At 68.3% G+C, this 19162-nt stretch carries 17 protein-coding genes and 1 tRNA gene; 10 read left to right on the top strand and 8 right to left on the bottom strand.

From position 1 onward, the window contains the following. Positions 1–20: 20 nt before the first annotated feature. The 4 genes from EV670_RS17110 to lptF form a co-directional block, all read right to left on the bottom strand. Positions 21–974: a CysB family HTH-type transcriptional regulator gene (locus EV670_RS17110; protein ID WP_130434389.1), complete on the bottom strand. Its 954-nt coding sequence runs from the start codon at positions 972–974 to the stop codon at positions 21–23. Then, positions 971–1390: a sirohydrochlorin chelatase gene (locus tag EV670_RS17105; protein WP_130434387.1), complete on the bottom strand. Its 420-nt coding sequence runs from the start codon at positions 1388–1390 to the stop codon at positions 971–973. Before EV670_RS17105 ends, EV670_RS17110 begins: the two co-directional genes overlap by 4 nt. 70 nt (positions 1391–1460) lie before the next feature. Then, entirely contained in the window at positions 1461–2600 is a 1140-nt protein-coding gene (gene lptG, locus EV670_RS17100) for an LPS export ABC transporter permease LptG (RefSeq protein WP_130434385.1), read from the bottom strand. Positions 2601–2613: 13 nt separating this feature from the next. Continuing rightward, positions 2614–3741: an LPS export ABC transporter permease LptF gene (lptF, locus tag EV670_RS17095; protein WP_130434383.1), complete on the bottom strand. Its 1128-nt coding sequence runs from the start codon at positions 3739–3741 to the stop codon at positions 2614–2616. A gap of 37 nt (positions 3742–3778) precedes the next feature. Between lptF and EV670_RS17090 the strand changes: the two genes are divergently transcribed. From EV670_RS17090 to EV670_RS17065, 6 genes are all read left to right on the top strand, one after another. Then, positions 3779–5239 carry a leucyl aminopeptidase gene (locus EV670_RS17090; RefSeq protein ID WP_130434381.1) on the top strand — a complete coding sequence of 487 codons (1461 nt, stop codon included), beginning with the start codon at positions 3779–3781 and terminating at the stop codon, positions 5237–5239. A gap of 30 nt (positions 5240–5269) precedes the next feature. Next, complete coding sequence (locus tag EV670_RS17085; protein WP_130434379.1) at positions 5270–5731, top strand: DNA polymerase III subunit chi; 462 nt, start codon at positions 5270–5272, stop codon at positions 5729–5731. Between the two features lie 6 nt (positions 5732–5737). Further along, positions 5738–6157 (top strand): hypothetical protein, encoded by a 420-nt coding sequence (locus EV670_RS17080; protein ID WP_130434377.1) that lies wholly within the window; start codon positions 5738–5740, stop codon positions 6155–6157. A gap of 232 nt (positions 6158–6389) precedes the next feature. Continuing rightward, positions 6390–7523 carry a branched-chain amino acid ABC transporter substrate-binding protein gene (locus EV670_RS17075; protein ID WP_130434375.1) on the top strand — a complete coding sequence of 378 codons (1134 nt, stop codon included), beginning with the start codon at positions 6390–6392 and terminating at the stop codon, positions 7521–7523. Between the two features lie 100 nt (positions 7524–7623). Continuing rightward, complete coding sequence (locus EV670_RS17070; RefSeq protein WP_130434373.1) at positions 7624–8085, top strand: thermonuclease family protein; 462 nt, start codon at positions 7624–7626, stop codon at positions 8083–8085. A gap of 105 nt (positions 8086–8190) precedes the next feature. Further along, the gene (locus tag EV670_RS17065) at positions 8191–8676 is read left to right on the top strand and encodes a PepSY domain-containing protein (RefSeq protein WP_130434371.1); all 486 of its coding nucleotides are present in this window, start codon (positions 8191–8193) and stop codon (positions 8674–8676) included. Between the two features lie 223 nt (positions 8677–8899). Here the strand turns inward: EV670_RS17065 and EV670_RS17060 are convergent. The 3 genes from EV670_RS17060 to EV670_RS17050 form a co-directional block, all read right to left on the bottom strand. Beyond that, positions 8900–8990, bottom strand: a tRNA-Ser gene (locus tag EV670_RS17060). Positions 8991–9068: 78 nt separating this feature from the next. Beyond that, positions 9069–10004: an SPFH domain-containing protein gene (locus tag EV670_RS17055; protein WP_130434369.1), complete on the bottom strand. Its 936-nt coding sequence runs from the start codon at positions 10002–10004 to the stop codon at positions 9069–9071. Positions 10005–10053: 49 nt separating this feature from the next. Beyond that, complete coding sequence (locus EV670_RS17050; protein ID WP_130434367.1) at positions 10054–10494, bottom strand: NfeD family protein; 441 nt, start codon at positions 10492–10494, stop codon at positions 10054–10056. Between the two features lie 156 nt (positions 10495–10650). Here EV670_RS17050 and EV670_RS17045 point away from each other — a divergent pair, with 156 nt between their 5' ends. Next, positions 10651–12912: an arginine/lysine/ornithine decarboxylase gene (locus EV670_RS17045; protein ID WP_130434365.1), complete on the top strand. Its 2262-nt coding sequence runs from the start codon at positions 10651–10653 to the stop codon at positions 12910–12912. Positions 12913–12975: 63 nt separating this feature from the next. Here EV670_RS17045 and fabI read toward each other — a convergent pair whose 3' ends face one another. Beyond that, on the bottom strand, positions 12976–13773 hold the full coding sequence (gene fabI / locus EV670_RS17040; protein WP_130434363.1) for an enoyl-ACP reductase FabI: 798 nt from the start codon (positions 13771–13773) through the stop codon (positions 12976–12978). A 260-nt stretch (positions 13774–14033) separates the two neighbouring features. Here fabI and rimP point away from each other — a divergent pair, with 260 nt between their 5' ends. The 3 genes from rimP to infB are packed head-to-tail and all read left to right on the top strand — an operon-like array spanning position 14034 to position 19080. Next, complete coding sequence (rimP, locus tag EV670_RS17035) at positions 14034–14588, top strand: ribosome maturation factor RimP (RefSeq protein WP_130434361.1); 555 nt, start codon at positions 14034–14036, stop codon at positions 14586–14588. Then, positions 14585–16063: a transcription termination factor NusA gene (gene nusA / locus EV670_RS17030; RefSeq protein ID WP_130434359.1), complete on the top strand. Its 1479-nt coding sequence runs from the start codon at positions 14585–14587 to the stop codon at positions 16061–16063. Before rimP ends, nusA begins: the two co-directional genes overlap by 4 nt. Before the next feature lie 50 nt (positions 16064–16113). Then, positions 16114–19080 (top strand): translation initiation factor IF-2, encoded by a 2967-nt coding sequence (gene infB, locus EV670_RS17025; protein ID WP_130434357.1) that lies wholly within the window; start codon positions 16114–16116, stop codon positions 19078–19080. Positions 19081–19162 lie beyond the last annotated feature (82 nt).

Genomic DNA, 19162 nt, shown 5'->3' with positions numbered 1-19162 from the left:
GATCGCCCGGCCGGCTGGCCTCAAAGATCGAAGTGCTCGCCGTGACCCGCCATCACGCGCTCGATCAGGCCGCGATCGAGCCGGTCGCTAAGGAGTTCGGCGAAGGCGTAGACGAAATGACGCAGATAGGCGCCGCGCTTGAAGGCCAGGCGAGCCACGTTGTGGCCGAAGAGCTGCGCCGCGGGCCGCGCGACGAGCTCGCCGCCAGGCGCGAAGGCGGGGTCGTCGCGTACCGCCATCTCGGCCACGATGCCGATGCCGAGGCCGAGCTTGACGTAGGTCTTGATGACGTCGGAGTCGATCGCCTCCAGCACCACGTTCGGCGTGAGTCCCTTGACGGCGAAGGCCTGGTCGATGCGGGTGCGGCCGGTGAACGAGGCGTGATAGGTGACGATCGGTTCGCGCGCCAGCGCGTCGAGGCCGAGGCGCTCGACGCCGGCCAGCGCGTGCGCAGCCGGCAGCACCACCATGTGCTGCCACTCGTAGCAGGGCAGCGTGACCAGGCCTTCGAAGGCGGCCAGCGATTCGGTTGCCAGGCCGACGTCGGCCTGGCCGTCGAGCACCATCTGCGCGACCTGCTCGGGCGTGCCTTGGTGCAGGCTGACCGCGACTTTCGGAAAGCGCGCACGCAGCGCCACCACCGGCTGTGGCAGCACATAGCGGGCCTGGGTGTGGGTGGTGGCGATGGAGAGGGTTCCCGTGTCCTGCTGGCTGAACTCCTCGCCGATGCGCTTGAGGTTGGCGACCTCGCGCAGGATCACCTCGATCGCCTTGAGCACCTCGAGCCCGGGCTCGGTGATGCGCTTGAGGCGCTTGCCGTGGCGCACGAAGATGTCGACGCCGAGTTCCTCCTCGAGTTCCAGGATCGCCTTGCTGACGCCGGGCTGCGAGGTGAACAGCGCCTTGGCCGTCTCGGTCAGGTTGAGGTTGCGGCGGGCCGCTTCCTGGACGAAGCGAAACTGGTGCAGGTTCATGGCGTGGCGGCGGGCAAGAAGGCGGGTGTCGGATCCTGCGCGGCCGCAGCGGCCAGGGCCTCGATGACGATCGGGTCCTCGCCGACGGCGCTGCGCAGGCGGACCTGCACGCCGGGGTGCGCCGTGGCCAGGGCTTGCACCAGCGCTGGGAGATCCTTGCGCACATGGCCGCCGGCGCCTAGGAACAGCGGCACGACGGTGATCTCGACGCAACCGGCGGCGACCAACTCCTCGCCAGCCTGGGCCAGCCCGGGGCTCATCAGCTCAAGAAATGCCAGCCGAACTTGCGCGCCAGGCCGCAGCGCGCGTACCCGCGCGGCCACCGCCTCGAAGGGCAGCGCCCAGTTCGGGTCGCGCGCGCCGTGGGCGAACAGCAGGATGCCAGGGGAGGAGGGCGTGCGTGCGGCGGCGCTCATGCTGCCCCCAAGGCGCTGCGCGCCGTCCCCCCGTGGGGGAACGAGCGCATTCGGAGCGGCCGTGCGGCGCTCATCGGTTTCTCACCAGCCAACTGAAGGCCGCCATCGACATCATCAGGTAGAGCACGCTCGGCGCGGCGGCCGCGATCCAGGGCGTCCAGTCGCGCAGGAGTCCGAGATGGGTCGAGACGTTGTTGAGCAGCACGAAGCTGATGCCGAGCAGGATGCCGCCGAAGACCTTGAGGCTGACCCCGCCCGAGCGCCCGTGCAGGTAGGCGAAGGGCAGCGCCAGCGCCAGCATCACCAGCGGCGCCAGCGGGTTGAGCGCCTTCTTCCAGAACTGGATCTCGTGCCGTTGCGCCGCCTGTTCGTTGTCGGACAGGTGGCTGGTGTAGCGATAGAGGTTGAGCGTGGACATGCTCTTCACCGGCGACACCGCCGCCGCCACCACCGCCGGCGTCAGCGTGCTCGGCCAGTCGAGTTGGGCCAGTTGTTCGATCGCCGGCAGGTTGCCGTCGGCGTCGGCGCGCCAGCGCGCCACCTGGGCGTCGACTAGGCGCAGGCGCCTGCCGTCGACGCTCGCGCCGGTGGCCTGCACCCGGGTGAGCAACTGGCCGTCGGCATCGAACTCGAAGAGTTGCACGTCCTCGAGCGTGCCGTTGGCCAGCACGCGGCCGACGCGGATCGTGTCGAGGCGCTCGCCCGGCGGCATCGCACCGGCCGGCGCTTCGCGCCGATCTTTGAGCCAGGCGCCGGCGCCGGCGGTCTGGGCGCCGGCCGGTGCGACCGGGTCGCCGCGCCGCGCGTTGTTGCGCAACTGGTTGGCGTGCTGGTCGAACCAGGGTGCGACGACGTCGCCGAGCGCGAAGCTGAGCGCGCCGAAGCCGATGCCGAGCACGGCCAGCAGCGACAGCGCGCGCCCCGGGCCGAGCCCGGCGGTGCGCAGGATCGTGAACTCGGAGGACTGGGCCAGCTTGGCCATCGCGTAGATGGAGCCGATCAGCACCGCGATCGGCAGCAGCTCGTAGAGATGGCCGGGGACCAGCATCAGGCAATAGAGCGCGGCCTTGGCCACGCTGTAGCTGCCTTGGCCGACGTCATCGATCTCCTCGACGAAATCGATGAAGTAGAACAGTGCCAGGAAGGCGACGGTGACGAACAGCACCGCCCCCAGGATCTCGCTGTAGAGCAGGCGTCGGACGGTGCGCATCGGCCGTCGGTCCTCAGCGCGCCGCCGGCGTGGCTGCGTCGCCGGCGGCCGGTACCGGCATGCGTCTGCGACGCAGCGACAGTGCCGTGCCACGCTCGCGCCACCACAGCAGTGCCAGCGCTCCGGCCAGGGTCAGCCCGTGCACCAGGAGCAGCGTCGTCCACGGCCCGAGGCGGCCGCTCGCGACCCAGGCCTGACTGAGGTTGAGCAGGTTGAAGTAGACGACGAAGGCGAGCAGCGAATAGAGCAGGTTCCAGCTGCTGGCGCGGCGCGGGTTGCCGGCCGACAGTCCGATGCCGAGCAGCACCAGGTTGAAGGCGCCGAGCGCCAGGCCAGTGCGCCAGACCAGCTCGGCCTGGTGGCGCGGCGTGGGATCGAGCAGCAGCGCGATCGTGCCCAGCGCCTTTGGCGGCAGGTTCTCGTTGGGGCTGACCAGGCGCTCGCCGACGATCGCCCGGTAGCTGTCGAAGCTGGCCTGGCGGCGCTCGAGCGTGACCGGGTTCAGCTCGCTGCGCTGACCACGTTCGAGTTCGACGAAGCGGTCGTTGCCTTCGACCACGACGCGGCCGCTGCGCGCCGAGGTGACCGACTCGCCATCGGCATTTCGCTCGAGCAGGAAGACGTTGCGCGCGTTGCTGCCGTCGCCGGTGTCCTTGTCGATGAAGAACACGCGCTTGCCGTCGCTCGAGGTCTGGAACTGGCCGGGCGCGATGCGGGCCAGGTCCGAGCGCCGCTGGTAGCGGTCCTTGAGCTCGGCGACCTGTCGGTTGCCCCAGGGCCAGACGACGAAGGCCAGCAGCGTGATGATGACGATCACCGGCATCGCCAGCCGCAGCACCGGGCGCAGGAAGCGCATCAGGCTCACGCCGCTGGCGAACCAGATCACCATCTCGCTGTCGCGGTACATCCGCGTCAGCGTCGTGACGACCGCGATGAACAGCGACAGGCTGAGCATCGTCGGCAGGTTCTCCAGCGTGATGTAGCCGAGCAGCAGCGCGACGTCGCGCGGGTCGACCGAACCACCGGCGGCCTGGCCGAGCGTGCGGATCATGAACATCGTGATGACGATGGTCAGGATCACGATCAGGGTCGCCCCGAAGCTGCGCGAGAGGTCTCGGCGGAGAGTGGAATCGAATAACATCTGCGGCTTATTCTAGAGATCGTATAAGGACCCGACGATGGATTTCCGTGCCCTCAGTGCCGGCGCCGATGCGCCTTCCAAGATTGCCTGCGACGCGCTCGTCGTGGTGCTCGCCGGCGAGGCCAAGAGCCAGCGCCTGGACGCGCCGCTGGCCGCGCTGCTGAAGGAGGCGCTGGCCTCGGACGACCTGGCGCTCAAGGCCGGCCGCGCGCTGTACGTGCATCGTCCGGCCGGCGTCAAGGCACCGCGGCTGGTGTTCGCGGTGGCGGCCGACGGCAGCGCCAAGGCCTTCAAGTCGGCCGTCGGCGCGGCGCTGGCTGCGCTGAAGCAGGGCGGGGCCAAGCACGCGGCGGTGCTGCATGCAGGCCTGGCGGCACCCGAGGCCGCGCATGCCGAGGCCCTGGTGGCCGCGGTCGGCGATGCGACCTACGTGTATCGCCACACCAAGCCGAGCGCGCCGGCCGACGCGGCGCTGAAGAAGGTCTCGCTGCTGGTGGCGGCGGGCTCGCTCAAGGCCGCGCAGCAGGGCCTGAGCCGCGGCGAGGCGATCGCATCCGGCGTCGCGCTGGCGCGCGAGTGCGGCAACCGTCCGGCCAACCACGCGACGCCCTCGCATCTGGCCGATCGCGCCCGCGAACTGGCCAAGCAGTACGGATTCAAGGTCGAGGTGCTCGACCGCAAGGCGGTCGAGAAGCTCGGCATGGGGGCCTTCCTCGCCGTGGCGCAGGGCTCCGACGAGCCGTTGAAGTTCATCGTGCTGCGCCATGACGGTGCGGCCAAGAGCCAGGCGCCGGTGGTGCTGGTCGGCAAGGGCATCACCTTCGACACCGGCGGCATCTCGATCAAGCCCTCGGCCGAGATGGACGAGATGAAGTTCGACATGGGTGGCGCCGCCAGCGTGCTGGGCACCTTCCGTGCCATCGGCGAACTCAAGCTCAAGCTGAACGTGGTCGGCCTGATTCCCTCGTGCGACAACATGCCGAGCGGCCGCGCCGTCAAGCCGGGCGACGTGGTGACCTCGATGTCGGGCCAGACCATCGAGATCCTCAACACCGACGCCGAGGGCCGGCTCATCCTGTGCGATGCGCTGACCTACGCCGAGCGCTTCAAGCCGCAGGCGGTGGTCGACATCGCCACGCTGACCGGCGCCTGCGTGATCGCGCTCGGCCACCATCGCTCGGGCCTGTTCAGCGCCGACGACAAGCTGGCCGCCGGCCTGCTCGCCGCGGGCGACGCCGGACTCGACCCGGCCTGGCGCATGCCGCTCGACGAGGACTACGACGAAGGTCTCAAGAGCAACTTCGCCGACATGGGCAACGTCGGCGGTCGCGCCGGTGGCTCGATCACCGCGGCGCGCTTCCTCAGCAAGTACGCCACCAAGTACCGTTGGGCCCACCTCGACATCGCCGGCACGGCCTGGAAGTCCGGCGCGGCCAAGGGCGGTACCGGCCGCCCGGTGCCGCTGCTGACCCACTTCCTGCTGTCGCTGGCCGGCTGAGCGGGAGCGGCGGCGGCGGCGGGGATCACGATGACCGAGGTGACGTTCCACACCGGCGTCGGCGATCGCCTGGCCTACGCCTGCCGCTTGCTGCGCAAGGCGCAGCGCGGCGGGGCCCGGATCGCGGTCACCGGCGAAGCCTCAAGCCTGGCCGAACTCGACCGGGCACTCTGGAGCTTCGACCCGCTGGCCTTCGTTGCCCATGTGCGGCTGCCCGCCGGCGCGCAGCCGACGCCGGCCCAGCGCGCGGCGACGCCGATCTGGCTGGTCGAGCACGCGGCCGATGCGCCCGCGGTCCCTGTCCTGGTCAACCTCGGCCCCGAGGTGGCCGTAGGCTTCGAGAGCTTCGAGCGGCTGATCGAGGTGGTCGGCGACGCGGCCGAGGAGCGCCTGGCCGGGCGCCAACGCTGGAAGCACTACGCCGATCGCGGCTACACGCTGCTTCATCACGATCGCGCCGGCGCGGCCGGCCAGCCCGATCGCGGCGGCTGACCCCGGATGGTGGATTCCACGCCTTCGCAGCCCGGCCCGCGCCGCCTGCCGCCGTCGGCGGTGCCGACGCTGACCGAGGTCATCGACGCCTTCGAGCTGCCCGCGCCGGCGGGCGAGGACGGCAGTACGGTTGCAGCCGGGTCGCCCGTGCCCGGAGCGGTCGAACCGGGTCTGGAGGTCGTCGAGGCGGTGGCCGTGCAGCTGGCAGAGGCCGGGTTCGACGAGGAACAACTGGTGCAGCGCCTGCTGCCCGAACTCCAGCGCCAGGTCGACCTGGTGATCGAGTCCCGGCTGCGCGAGATCCTGGCGCCGGTGCTAGAGCGGGCGGCGCAGACGGTCGTCGCCGAGGCCCGCGACGAACTTGCGACGGCCCTGCGCGAGTTGCTCGCCCAGGTGGTGGAGCAGGAAGTGGCGCGACGGCGCTGAGCGCGGATGCGCCGTCGGCAGCGCGCCGGATCGGCGCTCGGGCGATGGTCCGCGGCCCGCCGCTTGCTAGACAGTGACGTCGGGGAACCGCGGCGCGTTTGGCCGGTCGGATTCAGACGACGGTGTTAACCCCGGGTTTCGCATCGCTGCGGCGTGCTTGTTTTCGAGTAACGTTCGCTGCGTTGAGGACAATATTTCCGCTCAACTATTCGCCTACTTTGGAGGTCAATCCATGCAAGCAAAAGTGAATGTGATCGTTGCCGCTGCCCTGCTGGGCATTGCCGGCGCCGCATCGGCGCAGGACGTGCAAGTGGTCAAGCTCGGCCACGTCGGCCCGGTCTCCGGCGCCCAGGCCCACTACGGCAAGGACAACGAGAACGGCGCCCGCCTGGCGGTCGAGGAACTGAATTCCCAGAACCTGGTGATCGGCGGCAAGAAGATCAAGTTCGAACTGCTGGCCGAAGATGACGGAGCCGACCCGAAGCAAGGCACCGCCGCTGCCCAGAAGCTGTGCGATGCCAAGGTTGCCGGCGTGGTCGGTCACCTGAACTCGGGCACCACGATCCCGGCTTCGAAGATCTACAACGACTGCGGCATTCCGCAGATCACGCCGTCGGCGACCAACCCGAAGTACTCGCAGCAAGGCTACAAGACGGCCTTCCGCGTGCTGGCCAACGACAACGCGCTCGGCGCCGGTCTCGCGCTGCACGCTGCCAACAACCTGAAGCTCAAGAACGTTGCGATCATCGACGACCGCACCGCCTACGGCCAGGGCGTGGCCGAGGTCTTCAAGAAGACGGCGCAGGCACGCGGCATCAACATCGTCGACGAGCAGTACACCACCGACAAGGCGACCGACTTCATGGCGATCCTGACCGCCATCAAGTCCAAGAAGCCGGACGGCGTGTTCTACGGCGGCATGGACCCGCAGGCCGGCCCGATGCTGCGCCAGATGGACCAGTTGGGCATGAGCAACGTCAAGTTCTTCGGCGGCGACGGCATCTGCACGCCGAAGCTGGCTGAACTGTCGGCCGGCGCCAAGGCGCTTGGCAACGTGGTCTGTGCCGAAGGTGGCGCTTCGCTCGAGAAGATGCCCAACGGCAAGGCCTGGAGGGCCAAGTACGACGCCAAGTTCCCTGGTCAGTTCCAGATCTATTCGCCGTACGTCTACGACGCGACGATGGTTCTGGTCGACGCGATGAAGCGCGCCAACTCGGTCGACCCGAAGGTCTACGGCCCGAAGCTGTTTGAGACCAACTACAAGGGTGTCACCGCCAACGTGGCCTTCGAGGCCGACGGTGAACTGAAGAACCCGGCCATGACCCTGTACACGTACAAGGACGGCAAGAAGGTCGCGCTGAACTGAGTTCCGCGGCTTGAAAGAGGGGCGCTTCGGCGCCCCTTTTCTTTGTTGGTTGCCGCGACGTCCGGCCAAGACCGGGTGCGCGGGTCGTTGGGGATGAAGAATGCCTGTACTGATCACGGGCGGCAGCCTGCTGCTGTGCCTGGTCGTGGGCGTGAGCGATGGCGACACGCTCAGCGCCCGCTGTCGCGCCGCCCCCGACGCGACACCACAGACGCTGCGGCTGCGGCTGGCCGAGATCGATGCACCGGAGAAGGCGCAGGCCTTCGGCGCCCGCAGCCGGGCCCACCTGGCCGCCCTGTGCTTCGGCCGCGAGGCGCAGGTGAGGGCGCAGGCGCTCGATCGCTACGGACGGACGGTGGCGCGGGTTCGATGCGGTGGTGTCGATGCCAACGCCGAGCAGGTGCGCGCGGGCATGGCGTGGGTCTACGAACGCTACGCCCGCGACCCGGAACTGCGCGATGACCAGGAACTCGCGCGCGGCGAACGGCGCGGGCTGTGGCAGGACGCCGGGCCGGTGCCACCGTGGGAGTGGCGGCGACAGCGGCGCGAAGTTCGCGGCTGACGCCGCGGAGGCAGGGGATTGGTGCGCTGCTGGCCCGCCGCTAGGCTCGCGGCCAATGTTCGGCCAGGGTGGCCGTCATGCAGCAATCACCCCGAGGAGTTCCGCATGCTGATTCAACGATCGATTCCCTGGCTGCTGGGCGCACTGCTGCTGGCCGTGGCTGGCGGCGCTGCCGCCGAGCGCCCGCCGGCCGGCAGCAAGCCGCTGTCCGAGATCCTGCAGGGGGTCGAGAAGAGCAATCCTGGCGTCGTCGTGTCGGCCGAGATCGACGATGGTCGCTGGGAGGTGGTGGTGTGCGAACCGAGCAGCCGACGCTGCCGCGAGATCTATGTCGACCCGCGCAGCGGGCAGGAGCGGCGATCGAACGCCGAGTGGAACAGCGACGTACGGCCGCCGCCCAACGGCAAGATGGCATCGCAGGTCGCGCGTGCGCTCGAAGACCTGAAGCTTGGCGACATCTCCGACCTCGACTACGACGATCCGCACTGGGAGGCCGATATTCGCGGCGATCGTGCCCGCATGAACCTGCGCGTCGATCCGATGAGCGGCGAGGTCCGCCGCTGCATCGGCCTGGGCTGCCCGGCGCGCTGAGGCACCCGCCACGAGGCAGAACGCCCCGTCGGGCGGGTTGGTGCTTGGCTCAGGGAGCGGTCCTGCTCGCGATCCGCTTGGGCGGATCACTCGGCCCTGCAGGCCCGCGACTGCGTCGCGTCCACTTCAAGTCCCCCGGACTTGAAGTGAGCGAACCCGGGCGCGGCTTCTCACCCAACCCCCACCACCAAGCAAAACGCCCCGTCGAGCGGGGCGTTGTGCTTGGCGGAGGGAGCGGGATTCGAACCCGCGGTGGGCTGTTAACCCACACACGCTTTCCAGGCGTGCGACTTAAACCGCTCATCCATCCCTCCACGGGAATGCAATCGAGCAAAGACTAAGATTCTAGCCGAGCGATGTCGCACGGCCCGCCTTGGCGAGGCAGGTCGAACTTAAGGAGTCGTCGGTTTCGTCGTTGGCGTCGAGCCGCCGTGCCTCATCAGCGCCATCGCGGTGCCGATCAGCGTGCTCACTTCGCTCATGTTACCGGGCACGATCATCGTGTTGTTCTGCCGCGCCAGCTGGGCGTAGGCCTCGACCGCCTTCTCGGCCACCTTCAACTGCACCGCCTGCGTCCCGCCCGGCTGCTCGATGGCGGCGGCGATCTTGCGGATCGCCTCGGCGGTGGCCGTGGCCACCGCCTCGATCGCGGCCGCCTCGCCCTGGGCCTTGTTGATCTCGGCCTGCTTCTCGCCCTCGGAGCGCGCGATGAAGGCCTCGCGCTGGCCGGTGGCGATGTTGATCTGTTCCTGGCGCCGGCCCTCGGAGGCGGCGATCAGCGCGCGCTTCTCGCGCTCGGCGGTGATCTGGGCCTGCATCGAGTGCAGGATCGCGGCCGGCGGCGTCAGGTCCTTGATCTCGTAGCGCAGCACCTTGACGCCCCAGTTGAGCGCGGCCTCGTCGAGTGCGCTGACGATGGCCTGATTGATGGTGGCGCGCTCCTCGAAGGTCTTGTCGAGCTCCATCTTGCCGATGATGCTGCGCAGCGTTGTCTGCGCCAGCTGGGTGATCGCGAGGATGTAGTTCGACGAGCCGTAGCTGGCCCGCATCGGGTCGGTGATCTGGAAGAACAGGATGCCGTCGACCTGCAGCTGGGTGTTGTCGCGCGTGATGCAGACCTGGCTCGGCACGTCGAGCGGGATCTCCTTCAGCGAATGCTTGTAGGCCACGCGCTCGATGAAGGGGATCACGAACTTCAGGCCCGGCGTCAGCGTGCGCTCGTAGCGGCCGAGCCGCTCGACGATCCAGGCATGCTGCTGCGGCACGGTCTTGATCGTCAGCGCGACGAAGACGATGGTGATGAACGCAAGGACGAGGGCGACTTCCATGCAGGCTTTCGACGAGTGAGGGAAGGAAGGGGCGGGCGATGCCGCTGCCTCAGCGCGGCTGCGCGCGGGCCACGATCAGGTGGTTGCCTTCGACGGCGACGATCTCGTGTTCGCCGGGCTCGGCCGGACCGTCGGCGCGCAGGCGCGCGGTCCAGGTGGCACCGCGGTACAGCACCGCGCTGCTGCGGTCGGCCTCCCAGCGCTCGACCCGCACGCGTCCGCCGATGTCCATCTGTGCATCGCGGTTGGAGGCAACCGGGGCCGAGCGCGGTGCGCGGGCGCGCTTGAAATGCCAGAGCGCGGTGCCGCCCCCGCCGACCAGGCAGAAGACCACGATCTGCGCCGGCAGCGACAGGCCGAAGTGGGCCGCGATCGCGCCAGCGGCGGCGCCCAGCGCCAGCACCAGCATGTAGAAGGTCGTGCTGAAGAGTTCGGCCGCCACCAGCAGGCCGGCGATGACCCACCAGATCGTCGGATACGAAACGCTCATCGGCCTCACTCCGCGCACAGCGCCCAGATACGGTACACAAGTCTACGTCGCGGTGTCCGGGTGGTCGCTTGGCAGGATGTCACGCCGCGGTGCCGACGACGGCCCTACACTTGCGCGCTTTCCGACTTCCCCCGCCCGCCCTCGGAGCCCCTGGCCATGCAGCGCTTTCGCTTCCCGATCGTCATCATCGACGAGGATTTCCGCTCCGAGAACACCTCCGGTCTCGGCATTCGCGCGCTGGCCGACGCGATCCAGAAGGAAGGCTTCGAGATCCTCGGCGCTACCAGCTACGGTGACCTGAGCCAGTTCGCGCAGCAGCAGAGCCGCGCCAGCGCCTTCATCCTGTCGATCGACGACGAGGAGTTCACCGCCGGCCCCGAGGATGACCCGGCGGTGCTGAACCTGCGCAAGTTCATCGAGGAGATCCGGCTGCGCAACCCGGACATCCCGATCTACCTCTACGGCGAGACGCGCACCTCGCAGCACATCCCGAACGACATCCTGCGCGAGCTGCACGGCTTCATCCACATGTTCGAGGACACGCCGGAGTTCGTGGCGCGCCACATCATCCGCGAGGCGCGCAGCTATCTCGACGCGGTGGCGCCGCCGTTCTTCAAGGCGCTGATGGACTACGCGCAGGACGGTTCCTACTCCTGGCACTGCCCCGGCCACAGTGGCGGCGTGGCCTTCCTGAAGAGCCCGGTCGGCCAGATGTTTCACCAGTTCTTTGGCGAGAACATGCTGCGCGCCGACGTCTGCAACGCGGTCGAGGAGCTCGGCCAGCTGCTCGACCACACCGGCCCGGTGGCGCAAAGCGAGCGCAACGCGGCGCGCATCTTCAACGCCGACCACTGCTTCTTCGTCACCAACGGCACCAGCACCAGCAACAAGATGGTCTGGCACCACACGGTGGCGCCGGGCGACGTGGTGGTGGTCGACCGCAACTGCCACAAGAGCATCCTCCACTCGATCATCATGACCGGCGCGGTGCCGGTGTTCCTCACACCTACGCGCAACCACTACGGGATCATCGGCCCGATCCCTCAGAGCGAGTTCGAGCAGGAGACGATCCGCAAGAAGATCGCCGCCAACCCGCTGCTGGCCGGCGTCGATGCCAAGGCGGTGCGGCCGCGCATCATGACGCTGACGCAGAGCACCTACGACGGCGTGCTCTACAACACCGAGACCATCAAGAGCATGCTCGACGGTTATGTCGACACGCTGCATTTCGACGAGGCCTGGCTGCCGCATGCCGCCTTCCACAAGTTCTATGGCGGCTACCACGCGATGGGCAAGTACCGCGTGCGGCCGAAGGAGGCGATGGTCTACGCGACGCAGAGCACCCACAAGCTGCTGGCCGGCATCAGCCAGGCCTCGCAGGTGCTGGTGCAGGACTCGCAGACGGTCAAGCTCGACCGTCACCTCTTCAACGAGGCCTACCTGATGCACACCTCGACCTCGCCGCAGTACGCGATCATCGCCAGCTGCGACGTGACGGCGGCGATGATGGAGCCGCCCGGCGGCACCGCGCTGGTCGACGAGAGCCTGAAGGAAGCGCTCGAGTTCCGGCGCGCGATGCGCAAGGTCGAGAAGGAGTTCGGCAAGGACTGGTGGTTCAAGGTCTGGGGCCCGGACAAGCTGGCCGCCGACGGTGTCGGCGAAGCCTCCGACTGGATGCTCAAGGCCAGCGACAAGTGGCATGGCTTCGGCGACATGGCGCCGGGCTTCAACATGCTCGACCCGATCAAGAGCACGATCATCACGCCGGGCCTGGACATGTCGGGCAAGTTCGCCAAGACCGGCATCCCGGCCAGCATCGTCACCAAGTTCCTGGCCGAGCATGGCGTGGTGGTCGAGAAGACGGGGCTCTACTCCTTCTTCATCATGTTCACGATCGGCATCACCAAGGGCCGCTGGAACACGCTGGTCACCGCGCTGCAGCAGTTCAAGGACGACTACGACCGCAACCAGCCGCTGTGGCGCATCCTGCCGGAGTTCGTGGCGGCCCATCCCAAGTACGAGCGGCTGGGCCTGCGCGACCTCTGCCAGGCGATCCACGAGGCCTATGCCGAGGGCGACATCGCCCGCCTGACGACCGAGATGTACCTGTCCGACATCCACCCGGCGATGAAGCCGAGCGATGCCTACGCCCACATCGCCCACCGCCAGACCGAACGGGTCGCCATCGACGCGCTCGAGGGCCGCATCGCCACCTCGCTGCTGACGCCGTACCCGCCCGGCATCCCGCTGCTGATCCCGGGCGAGCGCTTCAACAAGCGGATCGTCGACTACCTGCGCTTCACGCGCGAGTTCAACGCCCGCTTCCCGGGTTTCGACACCGACGTCCACGGCCTGGTCGAGGAGGTCGACGAGGCGGGCGTCAAGCGCTACTACGTGGACTGCGTGCGGGCGAACTGAGCGGTCCCGCCCCAAATGACAAACGGCGCCCGCGGGCGCCGTTTGTCCTGCTGCGCTTGGGGCTCAACTCTCGGCGCTGGCCCAGCCCATGCCGCTCATCACCTGGCTGAAGCCGGCATCGACATAGGTGATCTCGGCGGTCACGCCGGCCGCCAGGTCGCTGAGCAGGAAGGCGGCGACGTTGCCGACGTCGTCGATCGTGACGTTGCGGCGCAGCGGCGCACTGGTCTCGACCACCTTCAGGATCTCGCCAAAGCCCTTGATGCCGGCAGCTGCCAGCGTCTTGATCGGGCCGGCCGAGATGCCGTTGACCCGCACGCCCTTGGGGCCGAGGCTGCTGGCCAGGTAGCGCACGCTGGCCTCGAGCGAGGCCTTGGCAAGGCCCATGGTGTTGTAGTTGGGCACGACCCGGTCGGAACCGAGGTAGCTCAGCGTCAGCAGCGCGGCCTTGGGCGTGAGCATCGGTGCCGCCGCCTTGGCCAGCGCCGGGAAGCTGTAGGCCGAGATGTCGTGCGCGATGCGGAAGGCCTCGCGCGACAGCCCGTCCAGGAAGTCTCCTGCGATCGCCTCGCGCGGCGCAAAGCCGATCGAGTGGACGAAGCCGTCGAAAGTGGGCCAAGTCTTGGCCAGGTCGGCGAACAGGGCTTCGATCTGGGCGTCATCGGCCACATCGCAGTCGAAAATCAGGCTCGAGCCGAACTCGGCGGCAAACTCGGTGATGCGGCCCTTGAAGCGCTCGCCGACATAGCTGAAGGCCAGTTCGGCGCCTTCGCGATGGCAGGCGCGGGCGATGCCATAGGCGATCGAGCGGTTGGACAGCAGTCCGGTGATCAGCAACCGTTTGCCGGCGAGGAATCCCATGGTGTCTCCGTATCAGAAAGCCCGGCCGTCGCGTGCGATGTGCGGCGGGGCGTCGAACAGCGCGCGATTCTGGCACGCAGGGGGCGCCGCCCCGTCACCTTGACAGTCGGGCGGCTTGCCGCTACGGCGCCGACACGGTACAATCCCGCTTTCACCAAATCATTGATCGGGCGGGAGATTCCAGCCCTTTTTTTTTGGTCGAAGCGTTTTCATACCGCATCTCGAAAACTGTTCCGGATTCCATTGCCGCGCTACGAACGATGAATTGGCAAGCCGCCGTCGAGAAGACCGTCACCGGGCTCGGGTACGAGCTGGTGGACTGCGAGCGCAGCTCGCAGGGGCTGCTGCGTGCCTACATCGACCGGCTGCCCGGAGCGGTCTACCCGAGCGGGCCCTCGGAGTTCGTGACGGTCGATGACTGCGAGGTCGTCACCCGGCAGTTGCAGTATGTGCTGGAGGTCGAAGGCGTCGACTACGCCCGGCTCGAGGTCTCGTCGCCCGGCCTGGACCGGCCGCTGACCAAGCCCGAGCATTTCGCCCGCTTTGCCGGCGAGCAGGTGGCGCTGACGCTGAAGCTGCCGTTCCAGGGGCGCAAGAAATACGACGGCCGGCTGCGCGAGGGCGCGGCCGACGGTCAGTGGGAGCTGGTCTTCCACGATGGCAAGGAAGAGCAGGTGCTGGGCTTCACGCTCGATGAGATCCGCGAGGCGCGACTGGTGCCGGTGGTGGATTTCAAGGGGCGCAGGGCCACGAAGCCCGGCGCGCAGCCGCAGGCCCAGGTGCCTGCGCAGGAAATCGGAGGTCTCGAAGAATGAACCGCGAACTGTTGATGCTGGTGGATGCGATCTCGCGCGAGAAGAGCGTGGACCGCGAGGTGGTGTTCGGTGCCGTCGAGCTCGCGCTCGCCTCGGCGACGAAGAAGCTGCATGGCGGCGAGGTGGACATCCGCGTCACGATCGACCGCGAAACCGGCGAGTACGAGACCTATCGCCGCTGGCTGGTGGTGCCTGATTCCGCCGGCCTGCAGAACCCCGATTCCGAAGAGCTGCTGAGCGAGGCGCGCGAGGAACTCTCCGACCTGGAAGAAGGCGACTTCATCGAGAAGTCGGTCGACTCGGTGCCGATCGGCCGCATCGGTGCCCAGGCCGCCAAGCAGGTGATCCTGCAGAAGATCCGCGACGCCGAGCGCGAGCAGCTCCTCAACGACTTCCTGTCGCGCGGCGACAAGATCTTCGTCGGCACCGTCAAGCGCCTGGACAAGGGCGACTTGGTGGTCGAGAGCGGTCGCGTCGAGGGTCGGCTGCGCCGCAGCGAGATGATCCCGAAGGAAAACCTGCGTACCGGTGACCGCGTTCGCGCCTACATCGCAGAGGTCGACCCGACGCTGCGAGGCCCGCAGATCCTGCTCTCGCGCAGTGCTCCGGGTTTCATGATCGAGCTGTTCGCGCAGGAAGTGCCGGAGATCGAGCAGGGCCTGCTCGAGATCAAGAGCTGCGCCCGCGACCCGGGCAGCCGCGCCAAGATCGCCGTCGTCTCGCACGACAAGCGGGTCGATCCGATCGGCACCTGCGTCGGCGTGCGCGGCTCGCGTGTGACCGCGGTCACCAACGAGCTGGCCGGCGAGCGCGTCGACATCGTGCTGTGGTCCGAGGACCCGGCGCAGTTCGTGATCGGCGCGCTGGCGCCGGCCAACGTGAGCTCGATCGTCGTCGACGAGGAAAAGCACGCGATGGACGTGGTCGTCGACGAGGAGAACCTCGCGATCTCGATCGGCCGTGGCGGTCAGAACGTGCGCCTAGCCTCCGAGCTGACCGGCTGGCGCATCAACATCATGACCGCCGAGGAATCGGCGTCCAAGCAGGCTACCGAGAGCGACTCGATTCGCGCGATCTTCGTCGACAAGCTCGACGTCGATGCCGAGGTGGCCGACATCCTGATCGCCGAAGGCTTCACCAGCCTCGAGGAAGTGGCCTACGTGCCGTTGTCCGAGATGCTCGAGATCGAGAGCTTCGACGAGGACACCGTCAACGAGCTGCGCACCCGTGCCAAGGACGCGCTGCTGACGATGGAGATTGCCAAGGAAGAGAAGGTCGAAGAGGTCTCGCAGGACCTGCGCGACCTCGAAGGCATCAATCCCGACCTGATCGCCCGGTTGGCCGATGGCGGCGTGCATTCGCGCGACGACCTGGCCGACCTCGCGGTCGACGAACTGACCGAGATGACCGGTGTCGACGAGGCGCAGGCCAAGGCGTTGATCATGAAGGCCCGTGAACACTGGTTCACCGTCTGATCTGGCCGCCGCTCGTCACCCCGCACGCACGAAATACAGGATCCCCACCAATGGCCGTGACCACCGTCGCCCAACTTGCCGCCGAGCTCAATCGCCCGGCCGCGACCCTGCTCGAACAGCTGCAGTCCGCCGGCGTCGTCAAGGCCTCGACCGATGACGCGCTGAGCGAGGGCGACAAGGAGCGGCTGCTCGACTACCTGCGCCATGCCCACGGCACCGGCAGTGCCGAGCGCAAGAAGATCACGCTGACCAAGAAGTCGACCTCCGAGATCAAGCAGGCCGACGCCTCGGGCAAGGCACGCACGATCCAGGTTGAGGTCCGCAAGAAGCGCACCTTCATCAAGCGCGACGAGGCAGCGCCCGCCGGTGACGAGGCGGTGGTCGAGTCGACGATCGACGAGGCCGACCTGCAGCGTCGCGAGGACGAGGCCAATCGGCAGGCCGAGGCCTTGCGACGCGAGGAAGAGGCCATCGCGCAGCAGAAGCGCGAACGCGAGGCCCAGCAGGAGCGGGCCGCTGCCGAAGCGGCGGCTGCCGCAGCGGCTGCGGCCGAACGCGCGGCGGCCGAGGCTGCTGCCGCAGCGGCTGCAGCCGCTGCCGAGGCGCCTGCCGCCCCCAGCGGTCGTGCCGCCGCCGACGCGGCCACCGCGGCGCTCAACGCGGCCGGCAAGCGCAAGACCGGCAAGAGTGCGGCCGCAGCCGCAGCCGCTGCTGCACCCGCTGCCGAGCCTGTGGCCGAACCGGCGCCGGCGCCGGTCGCGCCCCCGGCTGCGCCGGTGGTTGCGGTCCCGGCCGCCGAACCGGTGGCACCGAAGCCGACCGTGCGCGTGGTTCGCGCCGCCGACATCGCCGCCGAGGAAGCCCAGAAGCTGGGCGAGATCGAGAAGCGTCGCAAGGCCGCCGAGTCCGAGGCCGCGGCGATCCGCGCCATGATGGCCGGCCCCAAGCGCGGCGTGATGGTCGCCAAGAAGCCCGAGGAAGTGAAGCCTGCCGAAGGCATCAAGGGCACGATCCACAAGCCGACCGCCAAGCCGGGCGCGCCGGGCGCGACGGCAGGTGCTGCCGCCAAGCCGGGCGACAAGAAGGCCGTCAAGAGCGAGAAGCTCTCGTCGAGCTGGGCCGACGATGCGGCCAAGAAGCGCGCCGCGGCGCGTGGCCGTCCGGGCGCCGGTGGTGGCCGCGACGGCTGGAAGGCCCCGCGCGGTGGTCGCCGTGGCGAGCGCGGCGAAAGCTCCTTCGTGGCGCCGGCCGAGGCCCAGGTCCATGAGGTGCACGTGCCCGAGACGATCTCGGTGGCCGACCTCGCCCACAAGATGAGCGTCAAGGCCAGCGAGGTGATCAAGCAGCTGATGAAGCTGGGCCAGATGGTCACGATCAACCAGCAGCTCGATCAGGAAACGGCCATGATCCTCGTCGAGGACATGGGCCACAAGGCCTTTGCCGCCAAGCTCGACGATCCCGATGCCTTCCTGCTCGAGGAGCAGAGCGACGCCGCTGCCGGCGAAGCGCTGCCGCGTCCGCCGGTGGTCACCGTCATGGGTCACGTCGACCACGGCAAGACCTCGCTGCTCGACTACATCCGCACCAGCCGCGTCGCGGCCGGCGAGGCGGGCGGCATCACGCAGCACATCGGCGCCTATCACGTCGAGACGCCGCGTGGCGTGATCACCTTCCTCGACACGCCGGGCCACGAGGCCTTCACGGCGATGCGCGCGCGCGGCGCCAAGGCGACCGACATCGTGATCCTGGTGGTGGCTGCCGACGACGGCGTGATGCCGCAGACCAAGGAAGCGATCCACCACGCCAAGGCGGCCGGGGTGCCGATCGTGGTGGCGATCAACAAGATCGACAAGCCCGACTCCAATCTCGAGCGCGTGCGCGGCGAGCTGGTGGCCGAGCAGGTGGTGCCCGAGGAGTTCGGTGGCGATTCGCCCTTCGTTCCGGTCTCGGCGCGCACCGGCGAGGGCATCGACGCCCTGCTCGAGCAACTGCTGCTGCAGGCCGAGGTGCTCGAACTCAAGGCGCCGGAAGCGGCGCCGGCCAAGGGCATCGTGATCGAGGCCAAGCTCGACAAGGGCCGCGGCCCGGTCGCGACGGTACTGGTGCAGTCGGGCACGCTCAAGCGCGGCGACATCGTGCTGGCCGGCGGAACCTACGGCAAGGTGCGAGCGATGCTCGACGAGAACGGCAAGCCGTGCCTCGAGGCCGGTCCGTCGATCCCGGTCGAGATCCAGGGCCTGACCGAGGTGCCGGGTGCCGGCGACGAGTTCATGGTGCTGCCCGACGAGCGCCGTGCGCGCGAGGTGGCGACCTTCCGCTCGGGCAAGTACCGCGACGTCAAGCTGGCGCGCCAGCAGGCTTCCAAGCTCGAGAACATGTTCGAGAACATGGGTGCCGGCGCCGCGCAGACGCTGCCGCTGATCATCAAGGCCGACGTGCAGGGTTCGCAGGAGGCGCTCGCGTCCTCGCTGCTCAAGCTCAGCACCGACGAGGTCAAGGTGCAGATCGTGCACGCGGCAGTCGGTGGCATCAGCGAGAGCGACGTCAACCTGGCGATCGCCTCCAAGGCGGTCATCGTCGGCTTCAACGTGCGGGCCGACGTGCTGGCGCGCAAGCTGGCCGAGGGCAACGACGTCGACATCCGCTACTACAACATCATTTACGACGCGGTCGACGAGATCAAGGCGGCGATGGGCGGCATGCTGGCGCCGGAGCAGCGCGAGGAGATGCTCGGCACGGCGGAGATCCGCACCGTGTTCGTCGCCTCCAACATCGGCACCGTCGCCGGTTGCATGGTCACCTCGGGCCTGGTGCGGCGCAATGCGCGCTTCCGCCTGCTGCGCGAGAACGTGGTCATCTACACCGGCGACATCGACTCGGTGCGCCGCCTCAAGGACGACGTGCGCGAGGTCAAGGAAGGCTTCGAGTGCGGCATCAAGCTCAAGAACTACAACGACATCAAGGAAGGTGATCTGTTGGAGGTCTTCGAGATCAAGGAAGTCGCCCGCTCGCTGTAAAGAGGCGGCGCTTGCCCGGCAAGCGAACCCCGCCTCCGATGCAAGGAGGCGGGGTTTGTCGTTTGAGGGCCGCGCAGGAGCA

Source organism: Rivibacter subsaxonicus, assembly GCF_004217215.1.
GTDB lineage: Bacteria > Pseudomonadota > Gammaproteobacteria > Burkholderiales > Burkholderiaceae_C > Rivibacter > Rivibacter subsaxonicus.
This window is presented reverse-complemented; position numbering and strand designations above follow the sequence as displayed.

What these genes read in the sequence shown, in the direction of transcription:
- EV670_RS17110 (WP_130434389.1), bottom strand. Translation starts at nt 974, where the DNA reads ATGAACCTGCACCAGTTTCGCTTCGTCCAGGAAGCGGCCCGCCGCAAC.
- EV670_RS17105 (WP_130434387.1), bottom strand. Translation starts at nt 1,390, where the DNA reads ATGAGCGCCGCCGCACGCACGCCCTCCTCCCCTGGCATCCTGCTGTTC.
- lptG (WP_130434385.1), bottom strand. Translation starts at nt 2,600, where the DNA reads ATGCGCACCGTCCGACGCCTGCTCTACAGCGAGATCCTGGGGGCGGTG.
- lptF (WP_130434383.1), bottom strand. Translation starts at nt 3,741, where the DNA reads ATGTTATTCGATTCCACTCTCCGCCGAGACCTCTCGCGCAGCTTCGGG.
- EV670_RS17090 (WP_130434381.1), top strand. Translation starts at nt 3,779, where the DNA reads ATGGATTTCCGTGCCCTCAGTGCCGGCGCCGATGCGCCTTCCAAGATT.
- EV670_RS17085 (WP_130434379.1), top strand. Translation starts at nt 5,270, where the DNA reads ATGACCGAGGTGACGTTCCACACCGGCGTCGGCGATCGCCTGGCCTAC.
- EV670_RS17080 (WP_130434377.1), top strand. Translation starts at nt 5,738, where the DNA reads ATGGTGGATTCCACGCCTTCGCAGCCCGGCCCGCGCCGCCTGCCGCCG.
- EV670_RS17075 (WP_130434375.1), top strand. Translation starts at nt 6,390, where the DNA reads ATGCAAGCAAAAGTGAATGTGATCGTTGCCGCTGCCCTGCTGGGCATT.
- EV670_RS17070 (WP_130434373.1), top strand. Translation starts at nt 7,624, where the DNA reads ATGCCTGTACTGATCACGGGCGGCAGCCTGCTGCTGTGCCTGGTCGTG.
- EV670_RS17065 (WP_130434371.1), top strand. Translation starts at nt 8,191, where the DNA reads ATGCTGATTCAACGATCGATTCCCTGGCTGCTGGGCGCACTGCTGCTG.
- EV670_RS17055 (WP_130434369.1), bottom strand. Translation starts at nt 10,004, where the DNA reads ATGGAAGTCGCCCTCGTCCTTGCGTTCATCACCATCGTCTTCGTCGCG.
- EV670_RS17050 (WP_130434367.1), bottom strand. Translation starts at nt 10,494, where the DNA reads ATGAGCGTTTCGTATCCGACGATCTGGTGGGTCATCGCCGGCCTGCTG.
- EV670_RS17045 (WP_130434365.1), top strand. Translation starts at nt 10,651, where the DNA reads ATGCAGCGCTTTCGCTTCCCGATCGTCATCATCGACGAGGATTTCCGC.
- fabI (WP_130434363.1), bottom strand. Translation starts at nt 13,773, where the DNA reads ATGGGATTCCTCGCCGGCAAACGGTTGCTGATCACCGGACTGCTGTCC.
- rimP (WP_130434361.1), top strand. Translation starts at nt 14,034, where the DNA reads ATGAATTGGCAAGCCGCCGTCGAGAAGACCGTCACCGGGCTCGGGTAC.
- nusA (WP_130434359.1), top strand. Translation starts at nt 14,585, where the DNA reads ATGAACCGCGAACTGTTGATGCTGGTGGATGCGATCTCGCGCGAGAAG.
- infB (WP_130434357.1), top strand. Translation starts at nt 16,114, where the DNA reads ATGGCCGTGACCACCGTCGCCCAACTTGCCGCCGAGCTCAATCGCCCG.